Raw genomic sequence first — 25,094 nt, 5'->3', positions numbered from 1 at the left:
ATTATGGCGACCAGAAGAAACTTTATAAAAAAAACGGCTGCGGGCAGCGCCGCTATGACATTGGGGGGGTTACTACTTCCTAATATGGCAAGTGCCAATATATTGGGAGCCAATGACCGGTTACATGTGGCTGTCATTGGTGTAAGGAGCAGAGCTAAAGCGCATATTATTGCCATTCACCAAGATCCGAAAGCAAAAATTGTCTACAATTGTGATGTAGATGATCAGATTATAGAAGAGCACAATATTTGGTGCGAAAAAAATATCGGCTATGTCCCCAAAGTAGAAAAGGATTTCCGTAAAATATTGGACGACAAAAACATTGATGCCGTTTTTATTGCCACACCAGAGCATTGGCATGCCCCGATGGCCATTATGGCCCTACAAGCCGGCAAGCACGTATATGTAGAAAAACCCTGTAGCCATAATCCGCACGAGAACGAATTATTGGTAGCCGCCCAAAAGAAATACGGTAAAAAAGTACAAATGGGGAATCAGCAACGATCTGCCCAAAGTTCTATGCTGGCCGTTCAAGAAATTAAAGAAGGTATTATCGGTGAAGTTTTTAAAGGCGAAGCTTACTATTCAAATAACAGGGGCTCTATAGGGATTGGCAATAAAATAGACGTTCCCAAAACCTTAGATTGGGACCTGTGGCAAGGACCGGCGCCCAGAGAAGATTACAGGGACAATATACACCCTTACAACTGGCATTGGTTCCGTACTTGGGGAACCGGGGAAGTCCACAACAACGGTACCCATGAAATTGATATTTGTCGATGGGCCCTAGGTGTAGATTTACCCGATAGCGTTACCTCTTTTGGAGGTAAATACGCCTATAAAGACGATTGGGAATTTGTAGACAACCAACAAGTAACTTATAAATACGGGGGCGATAAATTTATTACCTGGACAGGTCATAGCAGGGGCCTTATTAAACCGGAGCAACCTGGTAGAGGTGCCACTATTTACGGTAGTAAAGGAATGATTACCCTTAGTAGAAATTCCTATGAGCTTTACAGTTTGGATGGTAAGCTCATTAAAAAAGTAGAAGAAGGTGTAGAAAGTGCTACGACCAATACTTTGGGGATGGGTGGTTTAGACGTGAACCATGTCTTTAACTTTTTTGACGCTATTAGAAAGGATAAAATTCAGAACTCACCTATAGCAGATGCTAGTATTTCTACCATGCTCTGTCATTTAGGAAATATTGCCCAAGACGTTGGAAGAACAATCCATATAGACCCTGTTACCGGAAAAATTAAGGACGATGCTGAAGCTATGTCCCATTGGAAAAGGGAATACGCCAAGGGTTGGGAGCCTAAGATATAACTTCTGGCAATTGATTAATACACAATACGGAAGACCGGTATTTTTATCTAAAATACCGGTCTTCTGTATGTTAAGGAACCGAAGGAGATAAACACCCCTAACTGTTTGGGAACCTTAATATACATGTAAAAACTCTATGGATACAGTATTAAGGAGCTATCATTAGGAGACCGCTATTGTTATTTTTCTAAAAAACCAATAATTCCAACTCCGTAAAAAAGAGTAATTTTAACAAAAATTAAAAGCAATACCTTGAATCAAATTACCATAAAGAATAGCTTTATTAGTCTAACCGTTTTAGATTATGGCGCTATCATCCAAAAATTAACCGTAAAAAACAAAGAAGGTCGAGACATTAATGTTGCTGTCGGCTTTGAAAACCCCATGGATTATTTATCGGACACCAAATCGTTAGGTGCTTCCATTGGCAGGTATGCCGGTAGAATTTCCAAGGGTGGCTTTAAGCTAAACGACAAATCGTATTCCCTTTTTTCCAATAACGGCGTCCATTTACACGGCGGCAGGGAAGGATTTGCGAAAAAATATTGGAATATAGAGCAGGTGCACCAGGGCGATAATCCATATATCACCTTATCTTATTTTAGTGAGGATATGGAAGAAGGCTATCCCGGTAATTTAAAAGTACATCTAACCTACAAACTAGAGAACAATGCACTTCATATATTGCATAGCGCTACCACGGACAAGGCCACTCCGGTAAACCTTACCAACCACACCTATTTTAAGTTGGATGATGAAGAGCAGATTGATGAGTATTCGTTACAATTGGCTTGTTCACAATACCTAGATACGGATGCAGCCTTAGTTCCAAGTGGGAAGATAAACAGTGTTGAAAACACAGCCTACGATTTTTTAACGGCAAAAAAGATCGGTAAAACCCGACTGGACACTCCCTTTGTCTTGAATAGTAGTTTGGATAAGAAAACATGGATAGCTTCAACAAAATCGGGAATAAGCATGGAGGTTTCTACGAATCAGCCCAGTATTGTGGTGTATACACCCATAGAATTTGCTGCTATCTGTTTTGAAACACAAAATTTCCCCGATGCCCCAAACCATCCCCATTTTCCAAATAGCATCTTGAACCCGGGAGAAACCTATGAGAATAACAGCATATTTAGATTTGGTTTTGTAAATTAGGAATACCATAAAACCAACTAAACAAATCAATATGAAAATTCTAAAATGGATTATTGGCCTTTTAGTTATCCTTCTTTTAGCCTTCTTTATGGGAGGAAAATCTTTTTTAAAGAAGCAAACTAAAAAGAACAGCCCAGAACAAACGTCTACTTATACCCACGGCGAATTGGATTTAAAAGTTCACTACAGCAGTCCTTCCAAAAAGGGAAGGGTTATTTTTGGGGAACTGGTCCCCTACGATATGGTTTGGAGAACTGGCGCCAATGAACCGACCACTTTTACGACTGCTACGGACATAAAGGTACACGGCAAAGACTTAGCTGCTGGAACCTACTCACTATGGACCATCCCGGGAAAAAACAACTGGAAAATACTATTTAACAGCGAAATCCCAGATTGGGGTGTTACCATTCTTAGCGGGGGCAAGAAAACCACTAGAAATCCGGCTACCGATGTCCTTAAACTAACCCTTAGTGCGGAAACCATTTCGGAACCCGTGGAAAATCTATCCATGGACTTTGAGGATAATGGAACACTTTATTTTAATATCATCTGGGACCAAACCAAGGTTAGCGTCCCTATTAACAAATAAATTTGACCAATTCTAAAAATATAGGCCCAGAAAATATTTCGAAAATCAAGTCCTTCCGAAGGACAATACCTTCCTCGGCAGCATTGATTCAAGGAATTTTGACGGGTAACCGCTCGTCTTTGGCCAGGGCCATTACCATGGTCGAAAGTACGAATCCCAAACATTTAAGTATTTCCAATGAAATCATCGAGGCCTGTTTGCCCCATAGTGGCAAAAGCATCCGCTTAGGTATCACTGGGGTTCCTGGGGTGGGAAAAAGCACCTTTATAGAGGCGTTAGGCACCCGACTGACCTCCTTAGGCAAAAAAGTCGCCGTTTTAGCTGTTGACCCTTCCAGTACGGTAAGCAAGGGAAGTATTTTAGGCGACAAAACACGGATGCCTGAACTAGTAAAAAACGACAATGCTTTTATTAGGCCCTCCCCATCGAGTTCCTCCTTGGGGGGAGTGGCCAGAAAGACCCGAGAATCTATAATTCTCTGTGAAGCGGCCGGTTATGATACTATTTTAATAGAGACCGTAGGCGTAGGACAAAGCGAAACGGCGGTCCATAGTATGGTTGACTTTTTTTTGCTATTAAAAATTACAGGTGCCGGAGACGAGCTACAAGGTATAAAAAGAGGCATTATGGAAATGGCCGACGCCATTGTAATCAATAAGGCCGATGGTCAAAACATAAAACAGGTAGATTTAGCTAGATTAGTTTTTACAAAAGCCCTTCACCTTTATCCGCCCAAAGAAAATAATTGGGTGCCACCTGTAATCAGCTGCTCTTCTCTAACCCATGATGGCATTACTGAAATTTGGGAAATGATACAGCACTATATTACTGACAATCAAGAAAGCTCGTATTTCTATACCCATAGAAAATCACAAAACAAATATTGGCTTTTACAAACAATCGAGGAACATTTACAACGTCAGTTTTACCAAAACAATAAGGTGAAACACACTATAGAGCAAATGATACAAGAGGTAATTGACGGTAAGATATCGCCTTTTTCTGCTGCTGACAAGTTAATACAACTTTCCAAGGAAAAGTAGCTAAGGGGCAGTCGTTATTATAGTTTTCCTGCATTATTATTATAAGCTGGCTTGGGAAAGTTCTTTATCTTTACGCCTTCCTTTAGCTTCTTTAGGTTTTTAACACAAGAAAAAAGGAAACAAAACACTGAAAATAAGCTAAATAGCACTTATCATATTAAAAACAATGAATTACGAATTTACCATAATTATTCCTGTTTACAATGAAGAAGATAATTTGGAACGTGTAGAAAAAGAGCTTCTCCACTACATAGAAATCAGTACAAAAAACACCAAGGTATTATTCGTAAATGACGGCTCAAAAGATAATAGCCAAGCATTAATCGAGGCTATTTGTCTTAGAAATGAGGCTTTTAATTATATTAAATTCAGACAAAACAAAGGCTTAAGTGCGGCCATAAAAGCCGGATTTGACCATACGGACACCCCCTTGGTAGGCTATATAGATTCTGATTTACAAACCTCACCAGAAGATTTTAATTTACTTTTAGAACACATTGGCACCTATGATTTGGTCACAGGAGTACGAGCCGACAGAAAAGATTCGTTTATAAAAAATGCTTCCTCCTCCATCGCCAATACTATCCGAAGGACTTTCACCAATGATGGCATGGATGATACCGGCTGTCCTTTAAAAGTGATCAAGACCGACTATGCCAAAAGAATCCCCATGTTTAAGGGATTGCATCGGTTTTTACCAGCAATGATCCTTCTCCAGAACGGCAGTGTGATACAAATACCTATCCGTCATTTTCCGCGGATGGCCGGACAGGCAAAATTTGGCTTATGGAATAGGCTACTAGGTCCATTGATGGACTGTTTTGCTTATTTGTGGATGAAGAAGAAGTATATTAATTACGAAGTAGAGAAAATAGGATAAATGGCAGATTGGATTATTTATTCCATAGGTTTTTTAGCCCAGATTCTTTTTTCAAGCCGTATGTTGGTTCAATGGATCTTATCAGAAAAAAACAAGAAAGTACTCACTCCAAGGTTGTTTTGGCAGCTTAGTTTATTCGCCTCTTTTTTATTGTTTGTCTACGGATGGCTACGGGACGATTTTGCCATTATGCTAGGTCAGGCCTTGACTTATTTTATTTATATCCGCAATATTCAACTGCAGGGAGAATGGGAGAAATTCCCCAAGCCTATTCGCATTTTTTTGTGGATTTTCCCTGTCCTAGTTATTATGTACGGGTATAATAACAATGCCTACGATATAGAAGCTATTTTTAATAACGATGCCATTCCTTTATGGTTACTGGCTTTGGGAAGTATCGCTCAAATTATTTTTACTTTGCGTTTCGTCTATCAATGGTTGTATTCTGAAAAAAAGAAAATTTCCAGTCTACCCTTTGGTTTTTGGCTCTTGAGCCTCATAGGAGCTTCCCTTATACTTACCTACGCAATTTTCAGGAAAGACCCAGTGCTTTTTCTTGGACATAGTCTAGGGCTGGTAGTTTATATCAGAAATTTATTTATTCTAAAAAATCAGGTCGTATGAAGTGGTTGGAAAATAATCCCAAATTAGTAATTTTACTAGTTGGAATTTCAATTTTTCTGTTCAATTTGGACGTTATTCCGGTAACCATTATGGAAGCCAGAAACTTTATAACGGCTCGGGAAATGGTCACTGACGGCCGTTGGTTGTTAACCACCATGAACGAACTTCCAAGGTATGAAAAACCACCCTTACCAAGCTGGATCACTGCCATTTTTGGTTTTATTTTTGGATTGGACAATATTGTAGGCCTACGCCTACCTACTATGCTAATGGCTATTGCATTGGGGTATATTGCGTATTTGTTCTCCTTAAACTTACTAAAGAACAAAAAGCAAGCCCTTATAAATGCCCTTATCCTGTTAAGCTCATTTTATGTGATTGCCATTACTATCGAAGCGCCATGGGACATATATACCCACGGCTTTATGTTAGCCGCAATTTATTTTTTATATGACTTTTTTGGACAGCATAGCCTTCAGTGGAAGAATGCGCTTTTGGCCGCCTTTTTTATAGGCCTATCTTTTATGAGTAAAGGGCCAATATCTTTTTACGGCTTGCTACTACCCTTTTTATTGGCATATGCTTTCGTTTATAAATTCAAGGGATTTAAAATCCGAAACAACTACTTGCACCTAATGGCGCTTGTAACTGTTGCCGCTATGGTTGGCCTATGGTGGTTTGTATACGTGCGTTTGGCCGACCCTCATGCCTTTCTTGCTATTGCGGAAAAAGAAACTGCTAATTGGACCAGTTACAATGTTCGTCCGTTTTATTATTATTGGAGCTTTTTTGTACAAAGTGGCCTGTGGACAATTCCGGCATTTGTCGGCTTGCTGTACCCTTACTTAAAAAACAAGGTGAGCCATAAAAAAGTCTACCAATTAACGTTCTTATGGACCGTATTTTCCTTGGTACTACTATCTATTATTCCCGAAAAAAAAGCGCGTTACTTGGTTCCGGTATTAATTCCATTAGCATTAAATACCGGTTTTTATATAGACTATTTGATTCGTAGCTTCAAAAACAGGCTTACGGCAAGGGAAAAGATCCCTGTTTATTTCCATTTTGGTTTAATAGGGGTATTGGGTCTTGTTTTTCCTTTTGTAGCCTATTTTTTCCTACACGATAATTTAGGCGATTTTTGGATATTTTACGTCCTCTCCTCTACCGCCTTATTTGCCATAGGTATTTTAATTTTTATCCAACTCAAGAATAAAGACTTATTTAAAGCGTTCCTATATACCATAACCTTTATTGCTGTCATTAAGGTGTTCGCACTACCCATTGCAGGGGCATTGCAAAAAAACCCCGCCTATCATAATATATCGGACCTTAGATCTACTATTGCCACAGAAGACATGGAAATATATGTCTATGGCGAAATTGCCCCTGAGTTATTGTGGGAATACGGCAGTGCTATTCCCCTCCTTAACAACGAGGAACAGTTAACCATTCCGGACACTGGTCAATTTTATGTCTTGGTTTCCCCTGTCGATGAATCTGATTTTAAACGTATCTTTGATACTACATTCAGCTATGAATTAAAAACCGTTTACGATTTTAACAACAACGCCAGTCCAGGCGCTAAAGGACATAAAAACCGCTTAGTAAGTAATTTATATTTAGTTAAAAAACAATGATTCGAAACCTGACAAAATTTGAAAAAACTGCCTACGGCTTATTAGCTTTATTAGCCCTGATAGGCCTTTTACTTGGCTTGACCAATGAGATGATTTTTGATACCAAATACGCCCAAGAAGATGGTCCGGTAGAATGGGGAACCGCCATTCTGTTGTTATGTATTTCCGTACTGTCCCTTTATCGCTTAAAAAGATTTTGGAATCACAAAAAGGTCCTGTGGAAAATAGGTACTTTTATATTTGTCATTTTGTTCTTTTTTGCTGCTGGGGAAGAAATTTCATGGGGCCAGCGAATTTTTGGCATTGAGTCCGGAGAATTCTTTATAGAAAATAATGCGCAAGGAGAAACCAACCTGCACAACTTGGTAGTTGGCGAAAAGAAAATCAACAAAATAATTTTCAGTCAGCTATTATTTGCCGTTATGTTCCTTTACCTTATCGTAACTCCTATCCTTTATAGGAAATTAAATTGGCTTAAGAATCTGGCCGACAATTTTGCCGTACCGGTTGTAAAATGGCACCATACCATCGCCTTTCTTTTAACAACTGTTTTAGTGGCCTTAAATCCGGCAGACAGAACATGGGAAGTGTACGAACTGGCTTTTGGAATTATCTTTTTCATGATATTCCTACGTCCTTTAAATCAAAGTATCTTTAAAATAAAAAGCCCAGAGCAACAATAAAGTCTCTGGGCCTAGCATCTTAATTTGGGTTGTTTTATAATTTAAAAACTGGCAGTGCCTTCAAATACAAATTATAAAACAACCAACTTAAGAAAAGTCCGATTAGGGTACCGGTGAGTACATCTAATGGAAAATGAACTCCTATATATATCCTACTATACCCAACAATAAGGGCCCACAATAGTAAGAACACCCCTATATAGCGGTATTTAGCCTTTAATAAAGCTGTAAAGAAAAAAGCAACGGCAAAAGAATTTGCCGCATGGGCAGAAAAGTACCCAAATTGTCCTCCGCAGCTTTTCTTTACCAATCTCATTAATCCACTTAATTCCATATCGTGGCAGGGTCGTAATCGCTGTACCCCATACTTAAATAAGTTAGCACACTGATCGGTCACCAAAATCAACAAAGCTATGGTCACCATCACAACTCCTAATCTCTTTAGGCCATAGCTCCTATACACAAGAAAGGCCAGCAAAACATATAAGGGAATAGCACTAAACTTGTTGGTCATAAACATCCAAAAACCATCCCAATGGGACGTTCCTAAATTATTTAAAAAAAGAAATAACTCTTTGTCGTACTTTACTAATTCTTCCAACATAACACTTAATCGTCATAACGGGAAATTTCCCTATCATAAAATGCTACTGCTTGCTCAATAAGGTTTTCGGCTTCTGACTCCAGCTCTTTTTCATCCTCTTGAGAAAAATCTTCTAGCCACTCCACCTCATCATCTTCTAGGTTTATTATAAACCTTGGATACTCTGTATGCACAACAAAAATAGCTGTTGGATAATCAGTATTGTCACCTAATAAAAATTTCGGAAATTCCATATATATCACTTTTTTATAATAAAAATAACTTCGCCTTTAAAGTATTGAGCGAAGCCTCTAATCAGTTCTACAATTATGCTGTTGTTGCTTGAATAGTTGATGACCTAATCAATTTATTGGTCAAATAATTAAACCTAATATACAACAATATCGCCGAGGCGGTAAGCCCTGCCAACAAGCCTATCCATATCCCAATACTTCCCAAGGAGGTATATATACCCAAATAAAAACTAATAGGAAAACCTATCAACCAATACGCTATAAAAGTCAACAAAGTAGGTATTTTAACATCCTGGAGTCCACGTAAAGCCCCCAGTACTACCACTTGTACCCCATCTGAAATCTGAAAGACCGCAGCTACCAATAACAATTGCGCCGCAATACTAATAACTTCCATATTATCGGCCATATTGGCCGCCTCATTTACATCTAAATAAATACTTGGCAACCAGTTTTTGAAAAGGATAAACAAAGTAGCAAAAAGTATTTCCAAGAATAAGGTAAGTAAGAAAATAGACTTGGCTATCCGTCTGAGCTCTTTAAAATTGTTTAATCCCTTCTGGTTTCCTACTCTAATCATTGCCGCTACTCCAAGCCCCATTCCTACCATAAAAGTCATACTACTTAAATTTAGGGCTATTTGATTTGCTGCTTGGGAGTTTTTACCCAACACCCCGCTTATCCATACTGCCGAGGTAAAAATAGCGACCTCGAAAAACATTTGTAAGGCCGATGGAAAACCTAGATTGATGATTTTTGTCATCATCTTTTTCTCCAAGGATTTAAAATTAAACCCCGTTACATAATCGTGGAATTTCTTTTTGTTCTTTAAAAGATACCAAAGCAAAATCACCATTACAACCCTGGATACCAAAGTACCTATGGCCGCGCCTATGATGCCCATTTTTGGAAAACCAAAGGAGCCAAAAATAAACAAGTAATTGAGCACTATATTCACCACATTGGCAATTATATTGGCATACATGGGGTATTTGGTTTGGGACAGCCCTTCTGAAAATTGTTTAAAGGCCTGAAATATAATCAATGGAACTAAGGAGAAAGCGACCAAATTTAAATAAGGCATCGCAAGGGCAACCACTTCTGGCGGTTGTTTCATCATATACATCAAGGGCTTCCCGATCATAATAATTCCGAAAAGCGCAAGGCCCAATACAGTACATAATACCAAGCCGTGTTTTAAGGCACTTTTGGCATTGGGCATATTCCCGGCACCATCGGCCTCGGCCACAAGTGGGGTTATTGCCGTAGAAAACCCGATCCCTAATGACATGGCTATAAAAACAAAACTATTGCCTAAGGACACAGCTGCTAATTCAGCCGTTCCCAATTGCCCTACCATAATATTGTCCGCAAAGGCCACAAAGGAATGCCCCAACATTCCTAGAATCACAGGAAAGGATAGGATTAGATTATATCGAAACTCTTTGGTGTATTTTTCTAACAAAATTCAATTATTTGAGGTGGCAAAGATATGTTTTTACCCGCCTTATATGCTGCACTTTTTTGGTTAAATAGCCGTTAATTAACCATCTTACCACAAGCTGCCTATAGCTACTCCTTTTTTGAAATAGGTAATGCCAACAACCAGGGAATTATAAGGTTTTGGCCTCTTCCCAAAAAACATCCATTTCTGACAGGGTCATATCTTTTAAGGCCTTGCCCTTCTCTTTGGCTTTAGATTCCAAATATTGAAAGCGATGAATGAATTTTTTATTCGTGCGCTCCAAAGCATCTTCGGGGTTAATATTCAAAAAACGGGCATAATTGACCATTGAAAACAAAACATCTCCAAACTCGGCCTCCATGGCATCGGTATTTCCATCCTTCACTTCTTCCTGAAGTTCTTCTAATTCTTCCTGGACCTTTTCCCATACTTGTTCTGGTTTTTCCCAATCGAAGCCTACGCCGGCCACCTTATCTTGTATGCGACTGGCCTTTACTAGGGCCGGAAGCCCTTTAGGCACCCCTTCTAAAACACTTTTTTTCCCTTCCTTTAACTTTAACCGTTCCCAATTTTGTTTTACTTCCTCTTCATCCTTTACCTTTACATCACCATAAATATGAGGGTGTCTACTAATGAGCTTTTCACAAATATCATTAGCGACATCGGCAATATCAAAATCGTTGGTTTCACTTCCTATTTTAGCATAAAAAACAATATGTAATAAGACATCGCCCAGCTCCTTTTTAACTTCTTCCAAATCATTGTCCAGGATGGCATCGCCCAACTCATACGTTTCTTCTATGGTCAAATGACGTAACGATTGCATGGTTTGCTTTTTGTCCCAAGGACATTGCGCACGCAACTCGTCCATTATAGTCAATAAACGATCAAATGCTTTTAATTGGGCCTCTCTATTGTTCATGATGAAAAATTTTCACAAAAATACAAAGACCAAATCGTTCCTTTGAAGGATAATTGGCAATTTTTAAAATGCTTATATGTTTAAACTGGAAGAAATATGGATAAGAAGAATTTTAATTAGTACTAACATGCTTAGGCTAGGGCTTAGAACGTATTATTGTTTCTTTTGTTACGGAATTATATTCCTGATTACTTCACCTTTCCCCCAACCGTCTGTCGGACATATAAAAAATCAAAAAGAATTAAAGTGTATCAAAACCAAGCTTGCCTTACTGGTAAGAGCATTCATACAGCCCAAGGCGTTATAAGAAGGAAACCCTTATAAAAAGACTTAGAACAAAATAATTTGTCGACTGCTTAAAATGAATTATATTCATCCCTTAATTGAAAAAAGTGAGCAAAATTCTTTATTTATCCCTCTTTCTATCAGCATTTATTGGTTATACCCAACAAAATATTGATTTTAGGAATGAAGTATTAGCAATACAGCAAAAATACGATACGCTATGGGATTCTTCTAAAGAAACAGTGGTGTTTACCGGAAGTTCTAGTATCCGGACCTGGAAAAACCTAGAAAGTATGTTTCCAAACCATCAAATTATAAATTCAGGATTTGGCGGCTCGGAATCGCTCGATTTATTGGGATATCACCATGAGCTTATTCTTCGATACAACCCAAAGAAAGTATTTATCTACGAAGGGGACAATGACATTGCCCGTGGCGTATCGATAAAAAAAATCATGACCACGACACGGCAAATTATACAAAAATTAAAAGAAGAAAATAAAGATATCCAAATCGTACTAATCTCTACAAAACCCAGTATAGCCCGTTGGCATTTGAGAAAAAAATACCTAAGACTGAACAAAAAGATCGAGAAGCTTTGCACGAATGACCCTAAGGTTTTTTATGCCGATGTGTGGTCGCCTATGGTGGATGGAAAAAAGCTAAGAAAAGATATCTTTCTGAAAGACGGTCTCCACATGAACGATTTGGGGTATTCCCTGTGGTTTTCCGTCATCAATCCTTTAATGAATTAAACACCCTTATATATAAATAGTATCTAATGAGAAAAACAACCTTTTTGAGCGGACTAGGCTTACTAGTCTCTATTTTCGCCTTGACATCATGTCAGGAACAAGAAAAACCTATTAATTTTCCTAAAACTGATCTTGCCACGGAAGCATTAATTCCTATGCCTTCAAAGGTAATCGCGACAAACAGCGCCTTTGGACTGGATGAAAACACCCATATTTTCACCTCTACCACGGCAACAGGATTTCCTGAAGTAGGCGAATTTTTATCTGAAAAAATAAAATGGCAAACGACCTTAAACCTTCCGGTAAACAATACTGAAAAGGCAGATGTTGGCCGTGTCATATACATTAACCAAGCCGATGACGTAGCATTTACGACCCCGGAAGCCTACCAGCTTAACATTACCCAAGATTCTATTATCATCAATGCTAAGTCTGCCCAAGGCGCATTTTGGGGCGTACAGACTATTAGACAGATAATCCCACAAACTAGTAACGACACTTTGGCCAAGACCAAAATGTGGCTGATCCCAACTGGACAGGTTTCCGATACGCCAAATTTTGGGTTCAGAGGTTCAATGTTAGATGTATCTAGGCATTTCTTTAGCGTGTCTGACGTTAAAAAGTACATAGACATCTTAGCTTATTATAAAGTTAATATTCTTCACCTACACCTTTCAGACGACCAAGGCTGGAGAATTGAAATAAAATCATGGCCCAAACTTACCGAAGTTGGTGGCCGTTCAGAAGTTGGTGGTGGCGAAGGCGGATTTTATACCCAAGAGGAATATAAAGATCTTGTAGCCTATGCTGCCAAACACCACATTACGATTATTCCAGAAATAGATATGCCTGGGCATACCAATGCAGCAAGTTTAGCGTACCCGTTCCTTAATGGTAACGGAAAAAAAGTAGAGCCTTATACCGGTATAGATGTTGGCTTTAGCACCTTTGATACCCGCAAGGAAAGCGTATACGATTTTATTGATGATGTAATCCGTGAAATTTCCGAAATGACTCCTGGACCGTATATCCATATCGGTGGAGACGAAAGTCATGTTACCAAGAAAAAAGATTTCAACTATTTTATTGCCCGCGTAGATAAGATTGTATCAAAGTATGGCAAACAAATGATCGGTTGGGACGAAATCGTACATGCCGATGTTAATCCGTCAACAATTGCACAGTTTTGGAGCAATGAAAAAAATGCCCTTGCAGGTGTTGAAAAAGGATTAAAGATTATTTTATCTCCTGGTAAAAAAGCTTATTTGGATATGAAATATGACGAAGACTCCAAGCATGGCTTAGGTTGGGCTGGACTTATCCCTGTGGATACTGCCTACATTTGGACACCAGAAAAATATGTAAAAGGTATTAACAAAGAAAACATCCTTGGCCTTGAAGCACCACTTTGGTCAGAAACTATTAGCAATATGGAAGAGTTAGAATATTTGGCCTTCCCTAGAATGATCGGTTATGCCGAATTAGGCTGGAGTACTGAGGAAAATAGAAATTGGGACAGCTACAAAGAAAGACTGGCCAAGCAAACTCCTTATTTAGATAAAATGAACGTAAAATACTATCCTTCCAAACGTATCGATTGGAAAAAATAAACCGATAGCATTTACACTTAGAAAGCAACAACCTTATTCACAAAAAAGGTTGTTGCTTTTTTTTTGCCCTATTGCATAAAACACCCCTCAAGGAATTACCACTATTGCCCAATGCCGATCACTGCCGTATTTGTTGTAGAATTTTCAAAGGAATAATTTGGGCGTTCCCTCCTACGTCGGGCGGGCTCTTCGCTTTATCCCTTACCTTGCTGCGGGGATGCCGCTGCGATCCCTAACGCAAAGGAATTTCCGGCAGTCATTGACCCTTGTACCAACCACACTTTTGGGCATAAAAAAAGCCTTCGAGAACGAAGGCCTTATTTACAACTTTTTTATCCGGACGCTTATTCAGCTTCCTTCTCTTCAGCAACAGTATCTTCTGCTGCTTCCTCTGTTGAGAAATCAGTAATACCGTGATCATGTAAAAGATTATACCATTGGATAATCTTTTTGATATCGCTGGCATATACTCTATCTTCATCATAATTTGGAAGTATCTCAAAAAGATATTCTTCCAATTTAATTTTATCTTCTTTATGACCTATAGATGTTTTACCACCCTCTTCTTTTTCCTTGATTTTCTCAAAAACCTCTCTTAAAGGAACTTCTTCCTCCAAAGTATAAATGGCAATTTCGGATAAAACACTAACGTTGTTTTTAAAACTAACGGTGATTTTTTTCCCATCCAACAATGATTCGGCTACGAATCCTGAACGTGTTTGCGATAATAACTTATAAAGTCCCGGTTTTCCTGCTACGGATAATATTTTGTTTAAACCCATCTGTAATTTTAAATTTCAAAAGCAAATATTGCACTTTTTGTTTATAAAAGAAATTGTTTTAACGCGCTTTTTTCATATTTGGAAAACGCATCCTATAATCGACCCTTATTTTTCCTTTGGAAATATTGGCCAGCCTACTCTTAATCAGTCGCTTTTTTAAAGACGACAATTTATCGGTAAACAAGATCCCTTCAATATGGTCGTATTCGTGCTGAATAACCCTTGCCAAAAGGCCACTATAGGTTTCCTTATGGGAATTGAACTCCTCGTCCATGTAAGAGATAGTAATGGTTTCTTTACGAAAAACATCTTCCCGAATATCAGGAATACTTAAACAACCTTCGTTAAAGCCCCACTCCTCGCCTGTTTCTTCTTCTATATAGGCGTTGATAAACACTTTTTTAAATCCATTTAAGGCTTTTTGTTCTTCTTCCGTAAGGTCCTCATCATCAGAAAAGGGGGTAGTATCTACCAAAAACAAACGGATTGGAAGTCCTATCTGTGGTGCAGCCAAACCAACACCACTGGCATTATACATGGTTTCCCACATATTTTCCAATAATGTATTGAATGCTGGATACTCCTTATCAATATCTACTGCTACTTTTCTAAGTACGGGATCCCCGTAAGCTACAATGGGTAATATCATGCTTAATATCTATTTAAATATGCTTGAAGGATAATGGTAGCGCTAATCTCATCTACCAAAGCCTTGTTTTTTCGTTGTTGTTTCTTTAGGCCACTATCTATCATAGTTTGGAAGGCCATTTTAGAAGTAAAACGCTCATCTTGTCGTTCTACGGGAATTTTAGGAAAAACGCCATGTAGGGTCCGTAAAAATGGAGTTATCAGCGCTTCGCTTTCAGAGGGCTCATTATTCATTTGCTTGGGCTCGCCGACCACAAATTTCTCGACATTTTCTTTTTCGACATAGGTCCTAAGAAAATTAAGCAAGTCTTTTGTAGCCACGGTAGTAAGTCCGGAAGCAATTAGCTGTAACTCGTCCGTAACCGCAATCCCTGTTCTTACTTTCCCATAATCCAATGCAACAATCCTTCCCAAAATATTTTTTTTTGCAAAAATAAACGATAAATTGTTATAAGTGTAAAAAGGAAAGGTTTATTACGGGCAAGCCCTTATATTTGCTAAAATTTGTAGCTAAAAGATGATGGAATTAAGAAAAACAATAGAAGCTGCTTGGGAAAACCGAGAACTTCTAAAAGACAGCGATACACAATCAGCAATACGCCAAATTATAGATCTTATTGATAATGGTAAATTGCGTTGTGCCGAACCTACAGAAGATGGATGGCAAATAAACGAATGGGTAAAAAAAGCCGTAGTTCTTTATTTCCCTATCCAAAAAATGGAAACCTTGGAAGCTGGTATCTTTGAATACCACGATAAAATGCCTTTAAAAAGAGGCTATGCGGAAAAAGGAATCCGAGTAGTGCCAAATGCCGTTGCCAGACATGGTGCTTATATTTCTCCAGGAACTATATTAATGCCTAGTTATGTAAATATCGGTGCTTACGTAGATGAAGGTACTATGGTAGATACATGGGCTACTGTTGGTAGTTGTGCCCAAATTGGAAAAAACGTTCACTTGAGCGGTGGTGTTGGTATTGGTGGTGTATTAGAGCCCCTACAAGCAGCGCCTGTTATCATCGAAGACAACGCCTTTATCGGTTCTAGGTGTATTGTTGTAGAAGGAGTACGTGTAGAAAAAGAAGCTGTATTAGGTGCCAATGTGGTATTAACAGCCTCTACTAAAATTATTGATGTAACCGGAGATACTCCTGTCGAAAGAAAAGGGGTGGTACCGGCAAGATCTGTCGTAATCCCAGGAAGTTACACCAAAAAATTCCCTGCTGGTGAATTTCAGGTTCCTTGTGCATTGATTATCGGTACTAGAAAAGAAAGTACAGATAAGAAAACGTCTTTAAACGACGCACTAAGAGAATACAACGTTGCCGTTTAAGGGTTACCTAGCGTCATAAAATACTGGTTGTACAAAAAATAATGGGGATGTTCTTTATAGCACTTTGCGCTGTAAACTACTAAAAAAGAACATCCCCAACAACCAAGTCATTCTTAGAGCAATAAGAACACCAAAGAACCGCCTGTAACAAACCCTTCTACAGTGATCATTTCGTATTCTTTAAGGTGGAATACAGAATTAGTAAAACATTCTGGTTATGCGTTTCCTAAGGCAAAAATCAGAACTTCCGAACAAAAGCCGGACCTCCCCTATTTAGAACCTTAGCACTAGAAAAAGAACCTTATCTTTCTCTTTGAGTCCCTTTTATTACCAGCTATTTATAGTATTCATTCTCTAGTAATCCATTCCTTTTTTATTTCGTTCAAGGAAAAAAAACACCTTAAATCTATAAGCAAATACTCTTTTAGTGATTTGCCCCCTACCAGATAAGAAAGCATTTATTTCCTCAATACTCATAATATACAGCACTGATTTCTAATACTATAAGAAATATTATTATTACAACTAATACTTTCTTTATTAGATTTTCGCATATTGAAAAGAAAGCTGAAAATAAATTTCTACCATTTTTACGCAACTATTTCGTCTTACCCTATCTAAGCAGTAGTACCATAATTAATGTCATGCTAGATAATACAGAAAGAATTTCCGCCTTGATCATCACCTATAACGAAATGGGATACATTGAAAAATGTCTTGATTCCGTTTCCTTTGCCGATGAAATTATCGTGGTAGATTCTTTTAGCACAGATGGCACCTACCAGTATCTTTTAGATCACCCTAGAGTCAAGGTTATTCAAAACCCCTTTGTAAACTATACGGATCAAAAATCTTTTGCTTTAAAACAAGCCACCAATGACTGGATTGTATTTTTGGATGCCGATGAAGTAATAACGGATCAGTTAAAGGAAGAGATTAAAACCAAAGCGACAAGAGATGCCGAACATAGTGCTTATTGGTGCTACAGAAAATTTATGTTTCAAAACCGTCGTTTGTATTTTAGTGGCTGGCAAACCGATAAAAACTATAGACTCTTTAGAAAGAGTGAGGTACAATTTTGCGATAAAAAAATAGTACATGAAACGCTCGTGGTAAACGGGTCCTCGGGTGTTTTAAGAGAACATTTAATGCATTACTGCTATAAAGACTACGCTGACTACAAAATGAAAATGGTAAAATATGGCCGCCTAAAAGCTAAAGAAGCCTTTCATAAAGAGAAAAAATTCAGCTATTTCCCCTTAACCATCAAACCTATGTGGAAATTCTTCCACAATTACATTATTAGATTAGGTTTTCTCGATGGCAAAAAGGGGATCATCGTATGTTATTTAAACGCCCTTGGTGAATGTGAAAGATATATGGAGCTTAAACGCCTATGGAAAAAACGACAACATGCGTATTCCCTATCCATTAGGTAATCGCTTTTATTACATTATTATATTCTTGATGTAAACTCCGAATTCCTGATAAATCATATTTAACAATTGACTAATACCTTATTCCAAATATAAAAAACACAACCTAGGGGTACTTCTATAAGGGTACGATTCTAAATAGTTTTAATTATCCCTATTCCCAAAGGCAAGACGCTGCTGTCCACTCCCTATAGTTAGGGCAAATTGCTTTGACCACCCTAAGGACTTCCCTTTATAGGGTCTTACCAATAGCATCAAGACCACATGCATCCTTACCCTCTAAACTATATATTCCTTTAATTACATATCTTTGCCCACGCCTTAATCGATGGATTCGCTAGTGGTAAAAAATTTCATAAACATTCCTTGGACAAAACATTGGGTTTTGACAATCCCTTTTAACTTTGCAAAAGTAGTAGTTGGCTGGTAAACTTGTCCAAACCGTGGCAATGCCATCTTCTCTGTTTAAAAAGGACAGCTGTGGAAATGATATTATTTAATTTTTGCCTTCAAAAAATCGGCTTTTTTCAGAGAATGGCAACAATATAAATCGGTAATCAACTTGGCCGTTATAGCTATTATAAGGTCAAGAACATACAATTGGAACAGTTGAATACTGTCCATATAATCAATTAATAAAATATGAAAATCATAATTTTAGCTGCGGGCATTGGATCAAGACTTGGAAACCCATTTCCAAAACCACTGACACCCCTAAAAAACGGTAAAACCATCATGGAAATGCAAGTTTCCAACCTTAATCAAGCATTCAATATAGACGATATATATGTGGTGGTCGGGTTTAAAAAAAACCTGATCATGGAAAGTTTTCCCGAGCTCACCTTCGTCTATAATCCATTTTTTGACCAGACCAATACTTCCAAAAGCCTATTGAAGGCGTTGAAAAAAAACCGAAGCACCTCCGTACTTTGGTTAAACGGGGATGTTGTATTTGATGCTAAGCTCCTATCGGTCCTCCAACCTTACATAGACCAAAACCAATCTTTTGTTGCGGTAAACACCAGCAAAGTTGCGGAAGAGGAAGTAAAATACACCCTAAAAGACCAATATATTGACCAATTGTCCAAAACGGTCAAAAATGGCCTTGGCGAAGCCGTAGGGATCAATTTTATAGCCGCTAAGGATATGGAATATTTCATAAAAAGTCTTGAAGAATGCGACGACCAAGATTATTTTGAAAGAGGCCTTGAACTTTGCATAGCAAAGAACGGAGTAAAGATTGCCGCCGTAGATATTTCAAAGTACGACTGCATGGAAGTAGATTTTAAGGAAGATTTGGACAATGCCAATAAGATGTTTAAAAAATGAGGGTAATCCTATTTTGTCAAAACGCCTATGCCTTTGGGATTCTATCACCCATCCGCAATATCTTACAGCAACAAAACCATTCTTACCTCTGGTATATATCGGATAAACTATTAAACGATTTTCCGTTTAAGGAAGAACCCTATACAGTAAGTATGCTAGACCTCCAATGTTTTGAGAGCGATGCTATTTTTGTTCCAGGAAATGAGGTGCCTCATTACTTAAGGGGCCTGAAAGTACAGGTATTTCACGGCTTGGCAGGCGAAAAAAAAGGACATTTTAGGATTCGACATTACTTTGATCTCTATTTGACTCAAGGCCCTTATTTCACCGAAAAATTTAATCAATTAAAAAATATACATCGCGATTTTGAGGTCATCGAAACAGGATGGCCAAAACTAGATGTATACAGTACCGAAAAATCCAAATACGATGTTGAAAAAACATCCTTATTGGAACAATACAATACGGATAAAATAATATTATACGCACCAACTTTTTCCCCTAGTCTAACCTCAGCCCCCTATTTGATCAAGGAAATACAAGACTTAGCGGAAACAACCGGATACGTAGTGTGCATAAAGTTTCACGACCTTATGAACCCAAAATGGATTAAGGAATACAAAAAACTGGCAGAAAACATTCCAAACATCCTTTATAGAACGGATAAGAACATTATAAAATACCTACTACAGGCCGATATCCTGATCAGCGACACCTCATCCGTTATCTATGAATTTATCCTTTTAAACAAACCTGTCATTTCCTTTAAGAACATTTCAGATTTAAATCTATGGGACAACGCCAATAATTACAACGGACTTACAGATAAGGTTATTAAAAACTTGGAACAGGATCCCTTTGCGCCAGAAAGAGCATATATCAATGAACAGTTCCATCCATATCAAGACGGGAAATCTGCCCAAAGAATGGTAGCTGCTGTTCAAAATTATATTGAGACCAAAGGAGTCCCCGAAAAAAGAAAATTATCCCTTTTAAGGAGACTGAAAATAAACTCTAAATTTGGAAAACCCGTTCAAAACATATTTAAGGGTAAAAAAACAAATAAGATTTCCGCGGTTATGATCACTTATAACGAGGATATCCACATCAATGCCGTTTTGGAGAATTTAAAATTTGTGGATGAGATTGTTGTAGTAGATTCTATTAGCACCGATGGGACCATCGAAAAAATAAAACAACTCCCCAACGTTAAGTTAATCCTACGCCCCTTTGTTAATTATACCGACCAAAAATCTTTTGCCATGAACCAAGCTTCCCATGATTGGGTGCTTTTTTTGGATGCGGACGAACGTGTGACCGATCACTTGAGGAACGAAATATTACAGACCGTCAACTCGGACCTGCCAACGGCCGATGCGTATTATTTTTACAGGACCTTTATGTTCAAAGACAAAATCTTAAGGTTTAGCGGCTGGCAAAGTGATAAAAACTATAGACTATTTAAGAAAAGTAAGGTACATTTTACCCAAGAAAGAATAGTACACGAAACTTTAGTGGTAGATGGAAAATCTGACACTCTAAAGCACAAATTGATCCATTATTCATATAAGGATTATGAGGACTATAAAGGTAAAATGATAAAATACGGCCAAATGAAGGCTCAGGAGGAGTTGGCAAAAAATTACGACCCCAACATCTATCATTTTGTATTCCGCCCCATCTATAAGTTTTTAAACCATTATATCCTTAGACTGGGTATTCTAGACGGGAAAAAAGGAATTATAATTTGCTACCTAAATGCCCTTGGGGTATATGCTAGATATAACGAATTACGGCTTTTAAGAAATAAAAAACAGAACTGATTATGGATGATATTCGCAACGAAGTGAACCAATGTTTGGAAACACTGTCTAACGGTGGACTAATTTTATACCCTACGGATACTGTTTGGGGCATAGGATGTGATGCTACCAATGAGGCTGCTGTAGAGAAAATATACGCTTTAAAGCAACGCGCCAACACCAAAACCATGATATGTTTGGTAGCCAATGATTTTATGTTAGAACAACATGTAGCCAAGGTTCCGGACTTAGCCTTCGACATTATCGATCTTGCCTCCAAACCTACTACAATTGTCTACGAGTCGCCAAAAGGGGTGGCAAAGAATCTGATTGCGGCAGATAATACCTTAGCTATTAGAGTGGCTACGGATAAATTTTGCCAGCAGCTGATTCAGAAATTCAAGAAGCCAATTGTATCGACTTCTGCCAATCTGGCCGGTGCTCCGACCCCTACTAGTTATAAAGAAATATCCACTGAGATTTTAAAAGGTGTAGACTATATAGTAAATTTGGATCGCGATAAAGAAAAAAGCGCTCCCTCTTCTATTATTTTACTCAAAAATGATGGAACCGTTAAAGTGATCCGAGAATAAGAATGATGCAGACAAACCATATAGAAGCCTTAAAGAACCCCATTTTCGATATTATCTCCAAAGCAGCCCAAGAACTCTCTGTAGATGCTTATGTGATTGGAGGTTTTGTCCGGGATTATTTATTACAAAGAGGCACGCCCAAAGATATCGATATTGTTGCTATCGGCAGCGGTATAGAACTGGCTAAAAAAGTGGCTAAAAATTTGCCTGGCAGTTCCGAAGTATCGGTTTTTAAGAATTTTGGGACCGCTATGGTCAGGTACCATGAAATTGAAATTGAATTTGTTGGTGCACGAAAAGAAAGTTATCACCGTGACAGTAGAAAACCTGTCGTTGAAAACGGAAGTTTGGACGATGACCAAAAACGCCGTGATTTTACCATCAATGCATTGGCTATCTCCCTTAACAAAAACGACTACGGCACTTTACTAGACCCATTCGATGGCCTTTCGGATCTTTCCAAGCAAATAATACGCACCCCCTTAGAGCCAGGCATCACCTATTCTGATGATCCATTGAGAATGATGCGGGCAATAAGATTTGCTACTCAGTTAAACTTTATCATTCACCCAAGCTCCCTTCAGGCTATTGCCGACAATAAGGACAGGATAAAAATTATCTCCAACGAACGTATTGTTGACGAATTAAATAAGATTCTTTCCAGTCCAAAGCCATCTGTTGGTTTTTCTTTGCTTCACACTACGGGGCTATTATCCTATATAATGCCCGAATTGGTTGCTTTGGAAGGAATTGAAGAAATTGAAGGTCAAAGTCACAAGGATAATTTTTGGCATACTTTGGAAGTCGTCGATAATATTGCTGAAAACACCGATAACCTATGGCTTCGATGGGCCGCCTTATTACACGATATTGGCAAAGCCCCGACCAAAAGGTTCGACAAAAAGGTAGGGTGGACCTTCCATGGACATGAGTTTTTAGGCGCCAAAATGGTGTACAAACTGTTTAAACGCTTGCGATTACCGCTTAATGACAAGATGAAATTTGTCCAAAAAATGGTACTCATGAGCTCTAGACCTATAGTGCTATCCCAAAAATACATTACCGATTCTGCAGTAAGAAGGTTGGTTTTTGATGCCGGAGATCACGTAGAGGACCTAATGACCTTATGCGAGGCCGATATCACCACAAAAAATCCAAAAAGGCAGAAAAAATATAAAAATAATTTCCTTATTGTTCGCCAAAAAATAGAAGAGGTAGAAGAACGCGATCATGTAAGAAATTTTCAACCCCCTGTGAGTGGCGAGGAAATCATGAGTACTTTTAACCTAAAGCCTTCCAAGGAAATCGGAATTATCAAAGATGCGATCAAGGAAGCAATTCTTGAAGGAGACATTCCGAACGAATATGAAGCAGCACACCTCTTTATGTTACAAAAAGGAAAAGAATTAGGGCTTTCGTCCAAATAAAACAATCAACATGATACCTCCCTAATCGACCTATGCCGATTGGAAAGTACCATCAAAAAAAGAGAAGGCCTTCCTTCTCTTTTTGTTTTTATACATAAATGATTATTGTTTTTTAAGGTTATATGTAATTCGAATATCTTCATTCGTATTTGTCGCCAGTATTCCGGTCTTGCCCTTTTTATAAACCTAAAGAATTCGACTTGGACAACAGAGATTATTCAACAAAAGAATGGTAATTTCGCAATATCTTTTTACTTGAAACAAATGCATAAAAATTTTACAAAAATCGCTAAAATATCTTTGATCCTTGTATACTTGGTCATTGTAGCAGGAGCAGTAGTAAGAATGACTGGCAGTGGCATGGGATGTCCTGATTGGCCCAAGTGTTTTGGCTATTACATACCTCCCACTGATATTTCAGAACTCCAATGGGATGCCAACAGGGATTTTAAAAAAGGCCAGGTAATTATCGTAAACGAATCGTTACAAGTAGCACGGAAAGATTTTATTACCGGCAGCAGTTACGAGGCAGACAACTGGACTCCCTATACCAAACACGACTATGCCGTATTTAATCCCTTGCATACTTGGACCGAATTTATAAATAGACTTTTTGGCGCCTTGGCCGGTCTGGGTACCTTGGTGATGGCTATCGCCGCACTAGGGTTTTGGAAGAAACAAAAATCGATTACTATTATTTCATGGCTCATTGTATTTGCTATGGGCTTCCAAGCTTGGCTAGGAGCAACAGTCGTATTTTCGGTTTTAGCCCCGGCAAAAATCACGGTTCACATGGTCATGGCTTTGGTCATTGTGGCCCTTATCCTTTATGTGATTTATATTAGCAAACCAACCGCAAAAACAATCAGGACAAATACCCCTATAAGGTTTTTACTGATCACCGCACTGGCACTAACCCTGATCCAGGTCGTTTTTGGGACACAGGTAAGGCAGTTCATAGATGAACAAAGTGCATTAGTAGGAGATGATGCCAGCCATCTATGGCTCGCCAACCCCCCCATTTCATTTTATATTCACCGATCCTTATCGATCGCGATCGTTTTGCTCAATGTCTTTTTAGCCTATAAAATTTATATAAATAAACTCGACTTCAAGAAGATTAACTGGGTTTTGATTTTGTTACTCCTCGAAATAATTACGGGTATGAGTATGTATTATTTTGATTTCCCATTTAGCACACAGGCACTACACCTAGTCCTAGCGGCCATTCTCTTTGGTGTTCAATTCTATTTGGTATTGGAAGCTATAAACTCTTCCAATACCGTGAAAACTTTGTAACTTTGCACCACAAAATAAAGGATCGAATGATATATAAAATAAGGATTATCCTTGATGCCAAGGAAGATATCTTTAGAGATATTGAAATAGAGGACCATAATACCATGGAAGACTTCCATAATGCTATCACTCAAGCATTTGGATTTCTAGGTAATGAAATGGCTTCTTTTTACACTTGTGATGAGGAGTGGGTACAGGACGAGGAGATTGCGCTGTTTGACTTAAGTGAGAGCGGTACCGATGTGCGTTTAATGAACGAAACTATTTTGACAGATGTTTTAACGCAGAATACCCCTAAACTTATCTATGTTTATGACTTTTTAAGCATGTGGACCTTCTTTGTCGAATTAGCAGATATTACTGAAAAAGAAGATGGACGTTCATACCCTAATACACTTTTCAGTTTTGGAGAGGTACCAGAATTCCCTCCAGAAAAATCGTTTAAAGCAGAAGAAACAGACTTCGATTTAGATCATACCCTAGACAATTACGAAGACATGGGTTTTGACGAGAATTGGAACTAAACCAATTTGAACCCTAAAAATTGTTCGGGACTACATATACCGGTTTTTACAAAGGTTACAGTCCACACTTATCAGTTAACGATTTAACATAC

25 protein-coding genes are annotated in these 25,094 nt (G+C 38.3%); 18 read left to right on the top strand and 7 right to left on the bottom strand.

What is annotated here, in order from left to right:
- The first annotated feature begins 3 nt into the window (after window positions 1–3).
- The 8 genes from HCG49_RS06990 (at window position 4) to HCG49_RS06955 (ending at window position 7,955) form a co-directional block, all read left to right on the top strand.
- Window positions 4–1,332, top strand: a complete 1,329-nt coding sequence (locus tag HCG49_RS06990; protein WP_168468822.1) for a Gfo/Idh/MocA family oxidoreductase — start codon at window positions 4–6, stop codon at window positions 1,330–1,332.
- Window positions 1,333–1,584: 252 nt separating this feature from the next.
- Window positions 1,585–2,493: an aldose epimerase family protein gene (locus tag HCG49_RS06985; RefSeq protein WP_168468821.1), complete on the top strand. Its 909-nt coding sequence runs from the start codon at window positions 1,585–1,587 to the stop codon at window positions 2,491–2,493.
- Window positions 2,494–2,524: 31 nt separating this feature from the next.
- Entirely contained in the window at window positions 2,525–3,085 is a 561-nt protein-coding gene (locus HCG49_RS06980) for a DUF2911 domain-containing protein (protein WP_168468820.1), read from the top strand.
- 2 nt (window positions 3,086–3,087) lie between these two features.
- Window positions 3,088–4,128, top strand: coding sequence for a methylmalonyl Co-A mutase-associated GTPase MeaB (meaB, locus tag HCG49_RS06975; RefSeq protein ID WP_168468819.1), 1,041 nt, complete (start codon window positions 3,088–3,090; stop codon window positions 4,126–4,128).
- 166 nt (window positions 4,129–4,294) lie between these two features.
- Window positions 4,295–5,008, top strand: a complete 714-nt coding sequence (locus HCG49_RS06970) for a glycosyltransferase family 2 protein (RefSeq protein ID WP_168468818.1) — start codon at window positions 4,295–4,297, stop codon at window positions 5,006–5,008.
- Entirely contained in the window at window positions 5,009–5,632 is a 624-nt protein-coding gene (locus HCG49_RS06965) for a lipid-A-disaccharide synthase N-terminal domain-containing protein (protein WP_168468817.1), read from the top strand.
- On the top strand, window positions 5,629–7,272 hold the full coding sequence (locus tag HCG49_RS06960) for an ArnT family glycosyltransferase (RefSeq protein ID WP_240938649.1): 1,644 nt from the start codon (window positions 5,629–5,631) through the stop codon (window positions 7,270–7,272). Before HCG49_RS06965 ends, HCG49_RS06960 begins: the two co-directional genes overlap by 4 nt.
- Window positions 7,269–7,955: a hypothetical protein gene (locus HCG49_RS06955; RefSeq protein ID WP_168468816.1), complete on the top strand. Its 687-nt coding sequence runs from the start codon at window positions 7,269–7,271 to the stop codon at window positions 7,953–7,955. The genes HCG49_RS06960 and HCG49_RS06955 overlap by 4 nt, the downstream gene beginning before the upstream one ends.
- Window positions 7,956–7,989: 34 nt before the next feature.
- Here the strand turns inward: HCG49_RS06955 and HCG49_RS06950 are convergent, their stop codons facing one another.
- The 4 genes from HCG49_RS06950 to mazG all read right to left on the bottom strand — a co-directional run bounded on the left by HCG49_RS06950 (window position 7,990) and on the right by mazG (window position 11,179).
- A complete protein-coding gene (locus tag HCG49_RS06950) occupies window positions 7,990–8,559 on the bottom strand; it encodes a phosphatase PAP2 family protein (protein WP_168468815.1) in 570 nt (189 codons plus the stop codon).
- Window positions 8,560–8,564: 5 nt separating this feature from the next.
- Entirely contained in the window at window positions 8,565–8,792 is a 228-nt protein-coding gene (locus HCG49_RS06945) for a hypothetical protein (RefSeq protein ID WP_168468814.1), read from the bottom strand.
- Window positions 8,793–8,865: 73 nt separating this feature from the next.
- A complete protein-coding gene (locus HCG49_RS06940) occupies window positions 8,866–10,257 on the bottom strand; it encodes an MATE family efflux transporter (RefSeq protein ID WP_168468813.1) in 1,392 nt (463 codons plus the stop codon).
- 148 nt (window positions 10,258–10,405) lie between these two features.
- A complete protein-coding gene (gene mazG, locus HCG49_RS06935) occupies window positions 10,406–11,179 on the bottom strand; it encodes a nucleoside triphosphate pyrophosphohydrolase (RefSeq protein ID WP_168468812.1) in 774 nt (257 codons plus the stop codon).
- Window positions 11,180–11,571: 392 nt separating this feature from the next.
- On the opposite strand from mazG, the gene HCG49_RS06930 reads away from it, so the two are divergent.
- Entirely contained in the window at window positions 11,572–12,219 is a 648-nt protein-coding gene (locus HCG49_RS06930) for a GDSL-type esterase/lipase family protein (RefSeq protein WP_317167461.1), read from the top strand.
- 26 nt (window positions 12,220–12,245) lie between these two features.
- Window positions 12,246–13,829, top strand: a complete 1,584-nt coding sequence (locus HCG49_RS06925; protein WP_168468811.1) for a beta-N-acetylhexosaminidase — start codon at window positions 12,246–12,248, stop codon at window positions 13,827–13,829.
- A gap of 344 nt (window positions 13,830–14,173) precedes the next feature.
- Here HCG49_RS06925 and HCG49_RS06920 read toward each other — a convergent pair whose 3' ends face one another.
- Genes HCG49_RS06920 through ruvX form a run of 3 tightly spaced genes read right to left on the bottom strand, consistent with a single transcriptional unit; the run spans window position 14,174 to window position 15,673 of the window.
- Complete coding sequence (locus tag HCG49_RS06920) at window positions 14,174–14,611, bottom strand: DUF5606 domain-containing protein (protein ID WP_168468810.1); 438 nt, start codon at window positions 14,609–14,611, stop codon at window positions 14,174–14,176.
- 58 nt (window positions 14,612–14,669) lie between these two features.
- Complete coding sequence (gene def, locus HCG49_RS06915) at window positions 14,670–15,260, bottom strand: peptide deformylase (protein ID WP_168468809.1); 591 nt, start codon at window positions 15,258–15,260, stop codon at window positions 14,670–14,672.
- 2 nt (window positions 15,261–15,262) lie between these two features.
- Window positions 15,263–15,673: a Holliday junction resolvase RuvX gene (gene ruvX / locus HCG49_RS06910; protein WP_072762974.1), complete on the bottom strand. Its 411-nt coding sequence runs from the start codon at window positions 15,671–15,673 to the stop codon at window positions 15,263–15,265.
- A 103-nt stretch (window positions 15,674–15,776) separates the two neighbouring features.
- On the opposite strand from ruvX, the gene HCG49_RS06905 reads away from it, so the two are divergent.
- The 8 genes from HCG49_RS06905 (at window position 15,777) to HCG49_RS06870 (ending at window position 25,002) form a co-directional block, all read left to right on the top strand.
- Window positions 15,777–16,592 (top strand): 2,3,4,5-tetrahydropyridine-2,6-dicarboxylate N-succinyltransferase, encoded by an 816-nt coding sequence (locus HCG49_RS06905; RefSeq protein ID WP_168468808.1) that lies wholly within the window; start codon window positions 15,777–15,779, stop codon window positions 16,590–16,592.
- 644 nt (window positions 16,593–17,236) lie between these two features.
- On the top strand, window positions 17,237–18,031 hold the full coding sequence (locus HCG49_RS06900; protein ID WP_168468807.1) for a glycosyltransferase family 2 protein: 795 nt from the start codon (window positions 17,237–17,239) through the stop codon (window positions 18,029–18,031).
- Window positions 18,032–18,670: 639 nt separating this feature from the next.
- Entirely contained in the window at window positions 18,671–19,357 is a 687-nt protein-coding gene (locus HCG49_RS06895) for an NTP transferase domain-containing protein (protein ID WP_168468806.1), read from the top strand.
- A complete protein-coding gene (locus HCG49_RS18730) occupies window positions 19,354–21,180 on the top strand; it encodes a CDP-glycerol glycerophosphotransferase family protein (RefSeq protein WP_168468805.1) in 1,827 nt (608 codons plus the stop codon). Before HCG49_RS06895 ends, HCG49_RS18730 begins: the two co-directional genes overlap by 4 nt.
- Window positions 21,181–21,182: 2 nt before the next feature.
- Window positions 21,183–21,752 (top strand): L-threonylcarbamoyladenylate synthase, encoded by a 570-nt coding sequence (locus HCG49_RS06885; protein WP_168468804.1) that lies wholly within the window; start codon window positions 21,183–21,185, stop codon window positions 21,750–21,752.
- A gap of 5 nt (window positions 21,753–21,757) precedes the next feature.
- Window positions 21,758–23,179 (top strand): CCA tRNA nucleotidyltransferase, encoded by a 1,422-nt coding sequence (locus tag HCG49_RS06880; RefSeq protein ID WP_410488986.1) that lies wholly within the window; start codon window positions 21,758–21,760, stop codon window positions 23,177–23,179.
- A gap of 264 nt (window positions 23,180–23,443) precedes the next feature.
- Window positions 23,444–24,478, top strand: a complete 1,035-nt coding sequence (locus HCG49_RS06875) for a COX15/CtaA family protein (protein WP_168468802.1) — start codon at window positions 23,444–23,446, stop codon at window positions 24,476–24,478.
- A 26-nt stretch (window positions 24,479–24,504) separates the two neighbouring features.
- Entirely contained in the window at window positions 24,505–25,002 is a 498-nt protein-coding gene (locus HCG49_RS06870; RefSeq protein ID WP_168468801.1) for a plasmid pRiA4b ORF-3 family protein, read from the top strand.
- Window positions 25,003–25,094 lie beyond the last annotated feature (92 nt).

It is taken from the genome of Arenibacter sp. 6A1 (assembly GCF_012272855.1).
In the GTDB taxonomy this organism is placed as follows: domain Bacteria; phylum Bacteroidota; class Bacteroidia; order Flavobacteriales; family Flavobacteriaceae; genus Arenibacter.
This window is presented reverse-complemented; position numbering and strand designations above follow the sequence as displayed.

Coding starts and splice junctions, on each gene's coding strand:
- HCG49_RS06870 (WP_168468801.1), top strand. CDS start 24,505: ATGATATATAAAATAAGGATTATCCTTGATGCCAAGGAAGATATCTTT.
- HCG49_RS06885 (WP_168468804.1), top strand. CDS start 21,183: ATGGATGATATTCGCAACGAAGTGAACCAATGTTTGGAAACACTGTCT.
- HCG49_RS06990 (WP_168468822.1), top strand. CDS start 4: ATGGCGACCAGAAGAAACTTTATAAAAAAAACGGCTGCGGGCAGCGCC.
- HCG49_RS06920 (WP_168468810.1), bottom strand. CDS start 14,611: ATGGGTTTAAACAAAATATTATCCGTAGCAGGAAAACCGGGACTTTAT.
- HCG49_RS06970 (WP_168468818.1), top strand. CDS start 4,295: ATGAATTACGAATTTACCATAATTATTCCTGTTTACAATGAAGAAGAT.
- mazG (WP_168468812.1), bottom strand. CDS start 11,179: ATGAACAATAGAGAGGCCCAATTAAAAGCATTTGATCGTTTATTGACT.
- HCG49_RS06895 (WP_168468806.1), top strand. CDS start 18,671: ATGAAAATCATAATTTTAGCTGCGGGCATTGGATCAAGACTTGGAAAC.
- def (WP_168468809.1), bottom strand. CDS start 15,260: ATGATATTACCCATTGTAGCTTACGGGGATCCCGTACTTAGAAAAGTA.
- HCG49_RS06945 (WP_168468814.1), bottom strand. CDS start 8,792: ATGGAATTTCCGAAATTTTTATTAGGTGACAATACTGATTATCCAACA.
- HCG49_RS06925 (WP_168468811.1), top strand. CDS start 12,246: ATGAGAAAAACAACCTTTTTGAGCGGACTAGGCTTACTAGTCTCTATT.
- HCG49_RS06960 (WP_240938649.1), top strand. CDS start 5,629: ATGAAGTGGTTGGAAAATAATCCCAAATTAGTAATTTTACTAGTTGGA.
- HCG49_RS06905 (WP_168468808.1), top strand. CDS start 15,777: ATGATGGAATTAAGAAAAACAATAGAAGCTGCTTGGGAAAACCGAGAA.
- HCG49_RS06955 (WP_168468816.1), top strand. CDS start 7,269: ATGATTCGAAACCTGACAAAATTTGAAAAAACTGCCTACGGCTTATTA.
- HCG49_RS06965 (WP_168468817.1), top strand. CDS start 5,009: ATGGCAGATTGGATTATTTATTCCATAGGTTTTTTAGCCCAGATTCTT.
- HCG49_RS06980 (WP_168468820.1), top strand. CDS start 2,525: ATGAAAATTCTAAAATGGATTATTGGCCTTTTAGTTATCCTTCTTTTA.
- HCG49_RS06880 (WP_410488986.1), top strand. CDS start 21,758: ATGCAGACAAACCATATAGAAGCCTTAAAGAACCCCATTTTCGATATT.
- HCG49_RS06950 (WP_168468815.1), bottom strand. CDS start 8,559: ATGTTGGAAGAATTAGTAAAGTACGACAAAGAGTTATTTCTTTTTTTA.
- HCG49_RS06900 (WP_168468807.1), top strand. CDS start 17,237: ATGCTAGATAATACAGAAAGAATTTCCGCCTTGATCATCACCTATAAC.
- HCG49_RS18730 (WP_168468805.1), top strand. CDS start 19,354: ATGAGGGTAATCCTATTTTGTCAAAACGCCTATGCCTTTGGGATTCTA.
- HCG49_RS06875 (WP_168468802.1), top strand. CDS start 23,444: ATGCATAAAAATTTTACAAAAATCGCTAAAATATCTTTGATCCTTGTA.